This window comes from Streptomyces sp. MUM 203J (assembly GCF_022414595.1).
Classification (GTDB): Bacteria; Actinomycetota; Actinomycetes; order Streptomycetales; family Streptomycetaceae; genus Streptomyces.
In genome coordinates this window covers 1-12,296 of the sequence record NZ_JADWYO010000034.1, presented here as the reverse complement: position 1 = coordinate 12,296, position 12,296 = coordinate 1, and the positions used below count along the sequence as shown (strand labels likewise).

General features: G+C 72.2%; 10 protein-coding genes and 2 pseudogenes. 9 read left to right on the top strand and 3 right to left on the bottom strand.

Going from position 1 to position 12,296, the window contains the following annotated elements:
* Positions 1–23 precede the first annotated feature (23 nt).
* The 4 genes from I3F58_RS18150 (at position 24) to I3F58_RS18135 (ending at position 4,297) form a co-directional block, all read left to right on the top strand.
* On the top strand, positions 24–431 hold the full coding sequence (locus I3F58_RS18150) for an ester cyclase (RefSeq protein ID WP_240109669.1): 408 nt from the start codon (positions 24–26) through the stop codon (positions 429–431).
* Between the two features lie 24 nt (positions 432–455).
* On the top strand, positions 456–2,324 hold the full coding sequence (gene asnB, locus I3F58_RS18145) for an asparagine synthase (glutamine-hydrolyzing) (RefSeq protein WP_240109668.1): 1,869 nt from the start codon (positions 456–458) through the stop codon (positions 2,322–2,324).
* 78 nt (positions 2,325–2,402) lie between these two features.
* A complete protein-coding gene (locus tag I3F58_RS18140; protein WP_240109667.1) occupies positions 2,403–3,233 on the top strand; it encodes an alpha/beta fold hydrolase in 831 nt (276 codons plus the stop codon).
* Complete coding sequence (locus I3F58_RS18135) at positions 3,230–4,297, top strand: aminotransferase class I/II-fold pyridoxal phosphate-dependent enzyme (protein ID WP_240109666.1); 1,068 nt, start codon at positions 3,230–3,232, stop codon at positions 4,295–4,297. Before I3F58_RS18140 ends, I3F58_RS18135 begins: the two co-directional genes overlap by 4 nt.
* Positions 4,298–4,701: 404 nt before the next feature.
* On the opposite strand, the pseudogene I3F58_RS18125 reads toward I3F58_RS18135, so the two are convergent.
* A pseudogene (locus tag I3F58_RS18125) lies at positions 4,702–4,842 on the bottom strand (IS5/IS1182 family transposase); the annotation flags it as partial.
* Between the two features lie 142 nt (positions 4,843–4,984).
* Here I3F58_RS18125 and I3F58_RS18120 point away from each other — a divergent pair.
* A complete protein-coding gene (locus I3F58_RS18120; RefSeq protein ID WP_240109665.1) occupies positions 4,985–5,305 on the top strand; it encodes a hypothetical protein in 321 nt (106 codons plus the stop codon).
* A 63-nt stretch (positions 5,306–5,368) separates the two neighbouring features.
* A pseudogene (locus I3F58_RS29835) lies at positions 5,369–5,926 on the top strand (AfsR/SARP family transcriptional regulator); the annotation flags it as partial.
* Here I3F58_RS29835 and I3F58_RS18115 read toward each other — a convergent pair.
* Positions 5,811–6,575, bottom strand: a complete 765-nt coding sequence (locus tag I3F58_RS18115; RefSeq protein WP_240109664.1) for a PIG-L deacetylase family protein — start codon at positions 6,573–6,575, stop codon at positions 5,811–5,813. The pseudogene I3F58_RS29835 and the gene I3F58_RS18115 overlap by 116 nt on opposite strands.
* Positions 6,576–6,677: 102 nt before the next feature.
* Between I3F58_RS18115 and I3F58_RS18110 the strand changes: the two genes are divergently transcribed.
* A complete protein-coding gene (locus I3F58_RS18110; protein ID WP_240109663.1) occupies positions 6,678–7,124 on the top strand; it encodes a DUF4383 domain-containing protein in 447 nt (148 codons plus the stop codon).
* 40 nt (positions 7,125–7,164) lie between these two features.
* Complete coding sequence (locus I3F58_RS18105) at positions 7,165–8,283, top strand: CapA family protein (protein WP_240109662.1); 1,119 nt, start codon at positions 7,165–7,167, stop codon at positions 8,281–8,283.
* Here the strand turns inward: I3F58_RS18105 and I3F58_RS18100 are convergent.
* Positions 8,280–10,985, bottom strand: a complete 2,706-nt coding sequence (locus tag I3F58_RS18100) for an AMP-binding protein (RefSeq protein WP_240109661.1) — start codon at positions 10,983–10,985, stop codon at positions 8,280–8,282. The two genes, I3F58_RS18105 and I3F58_RS18100, sit on opposite strands and share 4 nt — an antisense overlap.
* 197 nt (positions 10,986–11,182) lie before the next feature.
* On the opposite strand from I3F58_RS18100, the gene I3F58_RS18095 reads away from it, so the two are divergent.
* A complete protein-coding gene (locus tag I3F58_RS18095) occupies positions 11,183–12,199 on the top strand; it encodes an iron ABC transporter substrate-binding protein (protein WP_240109660.1) in 1,017 nt (338 codons plus the stop codon).
* Positions 12,200–12,296: the final 97 nt, after the last annotated feature.

Sequence of the window (12,296 nt, the reverse complement as noted above, 5' to 3'; positions counted from 1 at the left end):
GACCACATGAAAGGCGACCACCTGTGGACAGAGCGGGCGCTCTGCAGCTCATGGAGCACTTCCTGGCGGCCTACAACGAAGGAGACCCACGGCATCTGGACCACTGTCTGCATCCGGAGTACCGGCATCCCGATCCGGCGGCCGAGCGCGGCATCCAGGGCATGCGGAAGGCGGTCAGCCGCTGGTCGGCGTCGGTGGAGGGCCTGCGGCTGACCCTCGACGACCTCGTCGTCGAGGGGGACAAGGTGGTCGCACGGATGACGTTCAGCGGCCGGCAGGTCGGCGCCGTCCTCGGCATACCGCCCTCCGGCAGGCGGTTCTCCATCGGCCTGATCGACATCTTCCTCGTCGAGGACGGCTTGTTCGCCCAGCACTGGGACGAGATGGACCTGCTGGGGCTGCACCGGCAGCTCGGTGCGCTTCCCGCATAGACGGCGACTGCCTGGAGGAGAGGTATGTGTGGAATCACGGGCTGGGTCGCTTTCGAGCGGGACCCCGGCACCCGGCGGTCCGCCGTGGAGGCGATGACGGAGACCATGGCCTGCCGGGGCCCCGACGCCGGGGGCGTCTGGTACGGCGACCACGTGGCCCTGGGCCACCGTCGTCTGGCCGTCATCGATGTGGCCGGCGGGGCGCAGCCCATGGCCGCCGAGGACGACGGGAGCGTCCGGGCCGTCATCTCGTACAGCGGGGAGGTCTACGATTTCGCGGCACTCCGGGACCGGCTGCGCTCCGCCGGCCACCGCTTCCGGACCCGTAGCGACACCGAGGTCGTGCTCCGCTCCTACCTGGAATGGGGCGCCGACTTCGCCCGGCACCTCACCGGCATGTTCGCGCTCGCCCTCTGGGACGTGCGGCGCCAGGAACTGCTGCTGGTCCGTGACCGGCTGGGGATCAAGCCGCTGTACTACTACCCCACCACGGACGGAGTGCTCTTCGGCTCCGAGCCGAAGGCCGTCCTGGCCCACCCCGAGGCACGGGCCCGGCTCGGCGCCGCCGGCCTGCGGGAGCTCATGACGTGGGTCAACACCCCGGGACACGCGATCTTCGAGGGCCTGTCCCAGGTACGTCCAGGACACATCGTCCGGGTCTCCCACGGGAAGATCACCGAGACCGCCTACTGGGAACTCGAGGCGCGTCCCCACCACGACGACCGCGACACGACGGTCCGCCAGGTGCGTGAGCTGCTGCGGGAAGCGGTCACCGGTCAGACCGTCGCGGATGTCCCCCTGTGCTCGCTGCTGTCGGGCGGCCTGGACTCCAGCTCCGTGGCGGCACTGGCCGCGCAGGCCCTGCGGACGCGGGGTGAACCTCCTCTCGCCTGCTTCTCCGTCGCCTTCTCCCGGCCGACCGGGCCAGCCCATGTGCCGGATCCGCCCGCCCATGGCCATGGTCCCCTCGACGACGCCGACCACGCGGCGAAACTCGCCGGCCACATCGGTGCCGCGCACGAGTCGATCGTGCTCGACGCGAAGCTCCTGTCCGATCCCTCGTCACGTGCCGCCGTCCTCCGCGCCCGCGATCTGCCGCAGGGCCTCGCCGACATGGACACCTCCCTGTACCTGCTGTTCAGGTCGATCCGGCAGCGTTCCACAGTCGCGCTGTCCGGTGAGGGAGCCGATGAACTCTTCGGTGGCTACCCCTGGTTCCACGACGAGAACGCGACGCGCGCGCGGACGTTCCCCTGGATGCACATGGGCGGTGGAGGAGTCCCGCAAGGCCCCTCGTTCCTTGATCCGGCCCTGCCCGCACGCCTGTCGCTGGACGAGTACCGGGCGGACCGCTACAGCGAAGCGGTGGCCGACGTTCCCGTCCTGCCCGGGGAGCCGCAGCACGAACGGCGCATGCGGACCGTCAGCCACCTCTTCCTCACCCGGTTCCTGCCGATGCTCCTCGAACGCAAGGACCGGATGAGCATGGCCGTGGGCCTGGAGGTCCGGGTTCCGTTCTGCGACCACGCCTTGGTGGAGTACGTGTTCAACGTCCCGTGGTCGATGAAGGCCTTCGACGGGCGCGAGAAGAGCCTCCTGCGCGCGGCCATGGCGGCCGACCTTCCCGAGTCCGTCCTGACCAGGAAGAAGGAGCCCTACCCGACGATCGCCGATCCGGACTACGACCAGATGCTCAAGGGCAGGCTGGGTGACCTGATGGACGACACTGGGGCACCTGTGCGGGCGCTGATGGACGAGAGCAGCGCGCGGGAGGCCTTCGCCGCGGTCCGGAGGGCGTCACCGGAGGAACTGCGCTTTCTGAGGGTCGGGTTCGAGTCACTGATCAGGATCGACGACTGGATGCGCGACTACCAGGTGGAGCTCACGGAGTAGCGGACGCACGCAGCGGGCGGATGCACGGAACAAGGCGGACCTGGGCCGCTACAAGGCCGATCGACGGGAGTCAGAGCGATGACCGACAGCACCGGGCGCCGGTTCACGGGCGTCCGCCATCCCATTCACACGCACGTCTGGCCGCATCCGGCCCCCCGGTATGCCGCCGTCTTCGTCCACGGATACGCCGACCACGCCGCCCGGTACCGACGCGTGGCCGGTGCCCTGACACGACACGGCGCCGCCGTCTACGCTCCGGACCACATGGGCAGCGGCCGGTCGGGCGGTCAGCGCGCACTCGTGGAGGACTACGAGGAACTCGTCGACGACGTCCACATGGTGGTGGAGCACGCGCGCGGCGAGCACCCCGGCCTTCCCGTGGTCATGATCGGGCACTCGATCGGCGGGATGGTGGCGGCCCGCTACGCGCAGCGCCACGGCCACGGCGGCGACGGACTCGCCGCTCTCGTCCTGGTCGCGCCCGTGCTCGGCTCCTGGCACACGGCGACCGCGCTGCTGGCCTTCGACGAGATCCCCGAGATGCCGATCGACGTCGGCGCGGTCATGTCCCGGAACCCCGACGAGGCCGCACGCTACAACGAGGACCCGCTGATCTGGCACGGCGCCTTCGTACGGAGGACCCTGGAGTCGGTCGTCAGCTGCCTGGACCGGATCAACGACGGCGGCAGTCTGTCCTCTCTGCCGACGCTCTGGCTGCACGGCGCCGCGGATCCGCTGGCCCGGATCGAGGAGACCAGGAGCGGCGTCGAGAAGATCCGCGGCTTCCATCTCACCGAACGGGTGTACCAGGAAGCAGTGCACGGGATCTTGCACGACCTGGACGGTGACCGGGCGACAGCCGACATCACGGCCTTCGTCGACGACGCCCTCGCAGGCGTGTCGCCATGACGGAGGACTCAGGCTCGGCCACGCCCGCCGACGGGTACCAGCTCTCCCTGAACGAAATGCCGGACGTCCCGGTCGCCGGTCTGGGAGAGGCACTGCGGGAGTCCCTCCGTGAGGTCAACCGCTATCCCGACCCCTTCTCCCGCAGGCTGACGGAGTCCATCGCGGCCACCCACGCCACGCCGGTCTCCGATGTGGTCGTGGGCCCCGGCTCCGCCGCGATCCTCCAGCATGTCATCCAGTGGGCGGCGCCCCACTGCGGCGAGGTGATCCACGCCTGGCCGTCCTTCGACGCGTACCGCCTCGTCGTGGACGCTGCCGGGGCCAAGCCCGTGGAAGTCCCCCTGAGGGACCACCGGCACGATCTGTCCCGGATGCTGGAGAGCATCACCGGCGACACGCGCGCCATCGTGCTGTGCAATCCTCACAACCCCACGGGGACGGTAGTCGGCAGCGCCGAGATGTCGGCGTTCCTTCGTGAGATCCCGGAACGGATCGTCGTCGTCCTGGACGAGGCCTACCGCGAGTTCGCCGGGGACCACCCCACCCCGGACGGACGCAGGATCTACCGGAGCATGCCGAACCTGGTGGTCCTGCGGTCCTTCTCGAAGGCCTACGGGATGGCGGGACTGCGCGTCGGTTACGCGCTCACGCAGAGCAGCACGGCGCAGATCCTGCGCGGCAGGGTACTGCCCTTCTCGGTGAGCACGGTCGCGGAGGCCGCGGCGCGGACCGCACTTGGCCGCAGAGCCGAGGTGATGCGCCACGTGGATCTGGTCATCGCCGAACGGGACCGCGTCGAGGACGAGTTGAGGCACCGGGGCTGGGACGTCGTTCCGTCGGCGGCGAACTTCGTCTGGCTGCCGATGGGTTCCGGGGCCGCCACGTTCGCCGCGGAGGCGGCGCGCCACGGCCTGCGCGTGCGAGCCGTCCACGACCTGGGCGTCCGGGTCACCGTCGGCAGCCCGCAGGCGAACGACGCGCTGCTGAGGTTTGCCGAGCGGTTCTCTCCCCGCCCCGCCCCTTCCCGGAACCGCGGGCCTCGGCCCGCGCCCCCACCACGCTGAGCCAGGCTCTCCTGATCAGACCGCCGCTATACCGGCGCCGGACATGCACTGGTTGACGTGCTCGGCACCGCCTGCCTCCAGGTCCGCCTTCACCGCCTGGGCGACGGCCCGGCACGCCGGCTTGCCCTTCCGCAGCCGGGCTCACCCAACGCTGCCACACACCCCTTCCGGCGGCCGGCGACGAACTCGGCCACCGAATCACCGGACCCACGCGGGCCGGTTCAGCGCCCCAGCGTTCGAGGTACGTGCCCCCGGCTCGACGAAGCGGACCTGGTGCAGCTTGAGGATCAGCTCGCCAATCAGCCCCCGCGTCCACAGCTGACCGGAAAGTCCCAGGTCGCAGGGCTTGTGGTTTCGAGGACGGCCTGCAGGACGGCGGCCTGCTCGGCCTCGGGGAGAACCTCGCGCAGGTGCACCAGTGCCACCATCGCGCGCTGCGAGGGGCGCAACTTGCAGCGCCGGTCGCCCTCACGGGTGACGATGAGCATGGTGACCCGCTCCACGAGCGCACGCGGCAGGTCGAGTGCGGCGGGACAGATGACCAACGAGGCCCCCGGGCAACGTGATTGAGACGTCAGACATCCCGATCAACAGCTCGGGGGCCTCGCTCGTTGCGTCTTGTGGACCGTCACCTGATCAGCGGCCCGCTAGAAGAAGCTCACTGATCGACTGAGGGAAGCGACGTACGTGGATGTGCTCGGCCCGCTGAGGGTTTCCCAGGGCGCGCTCTCCGTGGTCCCCGCGGCGCCCAAGGCCAAAGCGCTGCTCGCCGTGCGGGCCAACCGGTTCGTTCCGGTCTCCGTGATCATTCGGGAAGTGTGGACCAAGAAGGCCCCGGCCTGCGCCAGGACCGCCGACCATGCGTACGTCCAGGAGGTGTGCAAGCGCATGGCGCGGGCCGCCGGGTCCCCGCTCGTCCTGGCCACCGAGTCCGACGGCTACGTGCTGAGGGCAGCCGACGACGGGGTGGCGCTGCGGCGGTTCGAGACATACGCGGCGGCCGGGTAGCGTGCCCGCGAGCAGGGCGACTTCCAGGCCGCCTCCGACGCCTTCGCGAAGGCCCCGGCGCTCTGGCGCGGGGAGGCGCTGTCCGGCATCCGCACCGGCCACCACCTCCAGCGAGAGGTCGAGGAGCTGGAGGAGACCCGTCTCAACCTCCTGGACCGCCGGATCGACGCCGATCCGCGTCTGGGCCGCCGCCATGAACTCCTGGGCGAGCTGCGGGGCGTCATCGCCCGGCACCCCACGCACGAGGGCCTGTGCGCACACCCGATGCCCGCCCTGCACCGGGCGGGGCTGCGCCCGGAGGCGCTCGGGGTCTGCCACAGGGTGCGCGCCGGCCTGGTCAAGGAGTTCGGCCTGGAGCCCTCCCCGCCCTGCGGCGCCTCCAGCGCTCGATGCTCGTCTCCGACCAGGGCCCGGCGAGGTCAACGTCGCCTGGGACACGCCCGATGTGTGACGGAGCCGCCGCACGGCCGCCCCCTCGCCGGGCGCCCTCCCGCCCAGCGGGTGCTCAGCGGGCGAACAGCTCGAAGGTCACCGCGGGCACTCCCCCGAACCGCTCGGCCGCCGCCTCGGCGTGGCCGCCGACGAACCTGCGGCAGTACGTCTCCGGGTCCTGGTCGGTGAGGACCTCGATATACGTCCGGTGCTCCAGCAGCGAGCGCACGCCCCGCTCCAGCCCCGGCCGGGCGTCCACCGCGTGCGTGGGAGCGGCGGACCCGGCGACGGCCACCCAGCGGACACCGTCCCACGGGTCGAGGCCCTGCTCGGTCAGTTCGGGGAAGATCCACCGGTTGCCCGCGTCGGCCGCGGCGTCGAGCGTGGCCCTGCCGACCGCCACGTGGTCGGGCGTGTTCCAGGCGGTCCCGCCCCAGGTGTCGCGGTGATTGAGGGTCAGGACGAGTTCGGGCCGGTGGCGCCGGATCGCGGCGGCGATGTCACGCCGCAGCGCGAGCCCGTACTGGACGACGCCGTCCCGGTGGTCCAGGAACTCCACCGTGCCGACCCCGACGACCGCCGCGCTCGCCCGCTGCTCCTGCTCCCGCAGCGGGGCGCACTCGGCGGGCGGGAGGCTGTCGATGCCCGCCTCGCCGCGGGTGGCGAGGACGTACGCCACCTCCCGTCCGGCGTCGGTCCAGGTGGCCACAGCCGCCGAGCAGCCGTACTCCAGGTCGTCGGGGTGCGCGACGACGGCGAGGGCGCGCCGCCAGTCCTCGGGCATGGGCGTGAGCGGGTCCAGCTGACGGGACGTCGGTTCGGTCTTCCGGTCGTTCATGCGCGCAGGATACGGGCGGGGGCGACGGAACCGGGTGCGGGCACGGTCCGGGTCGCGGAGGTCGTGGGTGTGGGGCGGGCGGGCCGGGGTACTCGCGGCGGCATGACCAGCGCACGCGGCAGGAGGGCCGCGCCCCGCGCGCCCGTGCAGTACGCCGCCCTCCTGGTGGGAGTGGTGTTCCTGCTGCTCGGGACGCTGGGCTTCGTCCCCGGGGTGACCACCGGGCGCGACGGCCTGGAGTTCGCCGGCCACGGATCGTCGGCGGAGCTGCTGGGGCTGTTCCAGGTGTCGGTGCTGCACAACACCGTGCACCTCGTGTACGGCGTCGCCGGTGTGGCTGCGGCGCTTGTCACGGCCGCCGCGGCCCGCTGGTACCTGCTGATCGGCGGCCTGGTCTATGTGGCGCTGGCCCTGTACGGCGGATTCGTCGAGCCGGGCGGCACCGCCAACTTCGTGCCGTTCGACACGGCCGGCAACTGGCTGCACTTCACGGCGGGCATCGTGATGGTCGGCCTGGGAGCGGGCCTCCCACGCCGGGCGGAGGTCTGACGGCTCCCGGACGGGCGGGTGACGGATCTACCGTGGAGGCATGCGCGGGGAGCCGGATGTGACCCTGTTCCTCTGCGGCGATGTGATGCTCGGCCGCGGAGTCGACCAGGTCCTGCCGCACCCGGGCGACCCCACGCTGTGGGAGGAGTACGTCCGGGACGCGCGCTCCTACGTGGAGCTGGCCGAGGCGGTGAACGGGCCGGTGCGGCGCCCGGTGGACTGGGCCTGGCCGTGGGGTGCGGCGCTGCGGCTGCTCGACGAGGCGGCACCGGACCTGCGCGTGGTGAACCTGGAGACCAGCGTGACGCGCGGGGACGACGTCGCGTACGGCAAGGGCGTGCACTACCGGATGACCCCGGAGAACCTGCCGTCCCTGGCGGTGGCCCGCCCGGACGTGACGGTACTGGCCAACAACCACGTCCTGGACTTCGGCCGCCGTGGCCTGCTGGACACCCTGGACGCGCTGGCCGCTGCGGGCCTGCCGGTGACGGGCGCGGGGCGGGACGCGGCCGGGGCGTGGCGCCCCGCCGCGGTGCCGCTGCCCGGGCTCGGCCCTCGGGTGCTGGTGTTCGGGTGCGGTATGCCGTCCAGCGGCATCCCGCCCGACTGGGCGGCGGCGCCCGGCACCCCGGGGGTCGCGTACGTCCCGGTGGCGTCGGGCGCGACCGCGGGGCAGGTGGTGCGGCGGATACGGGAGGTGCGGCGGCCCGGCGACCTGGTGGTGGTGTCCGTGCACTGGGGCTCGAACTGGGGGTACGGCGTGCCGCGGAGCCAGGTGGAGTTCGCGCACGCGCTGGTGGAGGGCGGGGTGGACGTGGTGCACGGCCACTCGTCGCACCACCCGCGCCCGGTGGAGGTGTACGAGGGACGGCTGGTGCTGTACGGGTGCGGCGATCTGATCGACGACTACGAGGGCATCGGCGGCTACCCGGAGTACCGGGACGAGCTGCGGCTGCTGTACTTCGCGGCGCTGGCCCGGGACACCGGCGCGCTGAGGGGGCTGCGGATGGTTCCGCTGCGGGCCCGGCGGCTGCGGCTGGAGGAGGCGTCGGAGGATGAGCGCGGGTGGGTGCGGACGACTCTGGACCGGGTGAGCCGGGGATTCGGCGTACGCGTGGGCTCGCGGGAGGGCGGGCTGTACGCGGAGCCCGCCGTCTAGCGCATGCCCTGGCCTGTCTGCCGGGCCGTGCTCCTGCCCGGCTCCTCGCCCGTGCCCGCACGGGCGTCCGCGCGGGCCGGGAGGAGGCTCGCCCTCAGCCGCCGCACGGGCCCGGACCTTCCCACCCGGGCCGCCAGCCTGCTGTAGGCGACACCCGCCGCAAGGGAGGCGGCGAGGGCGAACCAGCCGGATATGTGGTCGACACGCGGGAACACCTGCCAGTGTGTCAGGTAGATGTACATGGAGCTCCCCGCCAGGACGCCCGCGACCCGGTTGACGAGCGGGACGCTGGGCAGCGACGGCACCCACACCAGGAGTGCGAAGCCCGCCAGGATGAGCGCCTCGCGGGCGGGCTCGTCCCCGAAGAAGCCGGGCACCGTGGCCAGGGCCACGGCGGTGACCAGCAGCCGCTGCCACACGCGGGTGGCCCGGGCGGCGGACCAGCCGAGGGCGAACAGCCAGGGCACGACGGCCGCCGCCGGAAGGTAGGTGTGGTCCCTGAGGCCCGGCAGGTCGTAGCGGGTGACGAGTCCGACGGCGACGAGGGCCATGGGCAGACCGAACGGGAAGCGCCGTTCGAGCCGGTCGACGGCCGGGAGGGCCAGCAGGGCGGCGGAGGCGAGCAGCAGGACGACCAGGGTGTCGATGAACCAGAACGCGGCGAGGTGGCCTTCGCGCGGCGGCAGCAGGGACTCGACCAGGAACACCGCGGCCAGCCGGTAGTCCTCGGTGAACAGCCAGGCCAGGGCGATCCACACGGCGCTGGGCACGGCGACCCGGGCGACGCCGCGCAGGACCCTCAGGACCCGCTCCTTCCGTACGGCGGAGGTGAGGTGGAAGCGGGCCAGGTTGAACCCGGCCACCGCCAGCAGCAGGTGGGCACCGCCCTTGATGTGGAAGACCGGGATGTGGGAGCCGACGATGGCGACGATGGCGAACGCGCGCAGGGCGACGCTGGTCTCGATCCGGCGCGCCACCGGGCGCCGCAGCCCCGGGAATCTGCCGGGGCGTTCAGGCGTGGACGTCTCCGCGGGCCCGGGCTGCGCAGCCCGGGCCCGCAGGTCGCGGATGGGCAGGGTGTGCCAGTCGGCGGGGAGACCGCCGAGCGTCTCCTCCAGGCGCAGGGACATCTCGACGTACGAGAGGGAGTCTCCGCCCAGACCGACGAAGCTGTCGTCCTCGGTGACGTCCGGGTGGTCGAGGATCCGCGCGTACAGCAGGCGCAGGTCGGAGGCGTCCTCGGCCGCCTCCACGGGCGCGGGCCCCAGGGCCCGCACGGTCCGGTAGTCGGGCTTGCCGTTGGCCAGGCGGGGCAGTTCGGGCAGCGGGTGGACGTGGACGGCGCGGGACGGCAGTCCGCACCCGGCGGTGACCAGGCGGCGTACGGCGGCGGGGTCGGCGCCCGGGGCCACGGCGACGGTCAGCGCGTCGTCGGCCCCGGCGGCCAGGGCGGTGACGCCGTGCTCGGCGAGGGTGGCCTCGACCTGCTGGGGGTCGACGCGCAGGCCGAGGATCTTCGCGAACCGGCTGACGCGGCCGACGATCTCGTACAGCGGCTGTTCGCGTCCGGGGCCGTCGCCCCGGATTCCGGTGCCGCCGTCGGCGCCGGTGACGACGCGGCCGATGTCCCCCGTGCGCAGTTCGTCGACGGTGCGGCCGAGGGCGAGGTCGGCGGGGGTCTCGGCGTAGCCGAGCATGACGTTGGGGCCCTGGTAGACCAGCTCGCCGGTGCCGGGCTCGTCCCAGTCGGGGTGCGGCCGGAGCCGGAAGGCGCCGCCGGGGACGGGGACGCCGATGGCGTGCGGGTGTTCGAGGACACGGTCCGGCGGCAGGTAGGCCATCCGCGCGGTGGCCTCGGTCTGCCCGTACATGACGTACAGGTCCCAGCCGCGGCGGCGGCCCAGCTCGGCGTAGCGGGCGACGCGCTCGGGTGCGAGCCGTCCGCCGGCCTGGGTGACATACCGCAGGTGCGGCAGGTCCAGGTCGGCGAAGCCGGTGCGGTCGAGCAGGTCGAAGGTGTACGGGACACCCGCGAACGTGGTCGCCCGGGCGGCGCGGAACAGGTCCCAGAAACAGCGGTCCGCGACGGAGAGGTCGGTGAGGACCAGCCCCGCGCCGCGCAGCAGATGACTGTGGACGACGGACAGGCCGTAGCAGTAGTGCGGCGGGAGCGTGGTGGCGGCCCGGTCGTCGGGGCGGATGTCCAGGTAGCGGGCGATGGCCTCGGCGTTGGACTGGACGTTCTCGTGTGAGAGCCGGACCAGTTTGGGTGAGCCGGTGGAGCCGGAGGTGCTGAGCAGCAGCGCCAGGTCGGGGTGCAGCTCGTGGGCGGTGCCGGGGCGCCGCTCCTCGAGGGCCCAGCCGCCGTCGGCCCCGGGAGCCGCGACGACGTCGGGGTCGTAGGCGGTGGTGAGGGCGCGCAGGGCCTCCGGATGGTCGCCGGGGACGAGGAGCACGGGGTGCCCGGCGGACAGGGCGGCCAGGTGGGTGACGAGCGCGTCGGGCGTGTTCGCACCGGCGAGCAGCACCAGGCGGCGGCGCGGGCCGAGGCGCTCGGCGGTCTCGTCCACGCGGCGGGCGAGGTCACGGTAAGTGATCTCGGTGTCGGCGGTGAGCAGGGCCGGCCGTTCTCCGAACGCGGCGAGCCGACGGGCGAAGGGGACGGCGGCTCGGACGTCCGGGAGCAGATCTGGGGGAAGCACGCCGGAATCTTAGGCAAGGCTTACCTGGCTGAAAAGACACCCCCGAGTCACAGAACGGCCACAGCGGCACAGATCGGGCGCGCGTGCCTGATCCGTTATCACCGCCCGGTTGACGGTGAGGTTAGCTTTACCTTATTTATAGATCGTTCACAGTTCCCTGGCTTGATCCTTTTGCTCTGGATCCAGAAAGGCCCTCCATGCGCCGCCGTTCCCTGACCCGCATCGCCACCGTCGCGGCGGCCGGTCTGCTCTTCCCCCTCCTCTCGGCGTGCAGCAGTGAACCGGCCGACCTCGTCATCTACTCCGGCCGCAACGAGAACCTCGTGAAGCCGCTCATCGAGAAGCTGGAGGAGGAGCTGGACGCGAAGGTGGAGGTGCGTTACGGAGGCAGCGCCGAGCTGTCCGCGCAGCTCCTGGAGGAGGGCGGCAAGACCGAGGCAGGGCTGTTCTTCTCGCAGGACGCCGGAGCCCTCGGCGCCCTGGCCACCGAGGGCCTGCTGGCGCCGCTCCCGAAGACCACCCTGGACAAGGTCGGCCCCTCGCACCGCGGCGCGGGCGGCGACTGGGTCGGCACGAGCGGCCGCGTACGCGTCCTCGCCTACCACCCGGGCAAGGTACAGACGCCGCCGGACAGCGTCCACGACCTGGTGAAGCCCGAATGGAAGGGCAAGATCGGCTACGCGCCCGCCAACGCCTCCTTCCAGTCGTTCGTCACCGGGATGCGCGTCCTGGAGGGCGACGAGGCCACCCGCACCTGGCTGAAGGGGCTGAAGGCCAACCAGCCCAAGGCGTACGACAACAACCTCAACGTGCTGGCCGCCGTCGACTCCGGCGAGGTCTCGCTCGGCCTGATCAACCACTACTACTGGTACGAGAAGGCCGCCGAGGAGGGCGCGGACAAGCAGACCGCGAAGATCCACTACCTGCCGGACGGCGACCCGGGCGGCCTGGTCAACGTCGCGGGCGTGGGCGTCCTGAAGGCCGCCGACAAGAAGCAGGCGGAGTACGCGCAGAAGGCAGCCGCGTTCTTCCTGTCGGACGAGGCGCAGCAGTACTTCGCGGAGGAGACCAAGGAATACCCGCTGACCGCCGGCATGAAGCCCGCCGAGGGCGTGCCGTCGCTCGACTCGCTCCAGTCCCCGCAGATCGACCTCGGCAAGCTGGAGTCGCTCAAGGAGACCCTGGAGATGCTCCAGGACGTGGGGCTGGTCTGACCCATGACACCACAACCGGTTTCCCCGGATCCGGTGTCCAAGGACCCGGCTCCGGGCGGCCCGGCGCTCGACGGCCCCCGCCCGGCAGGCGTTCCCG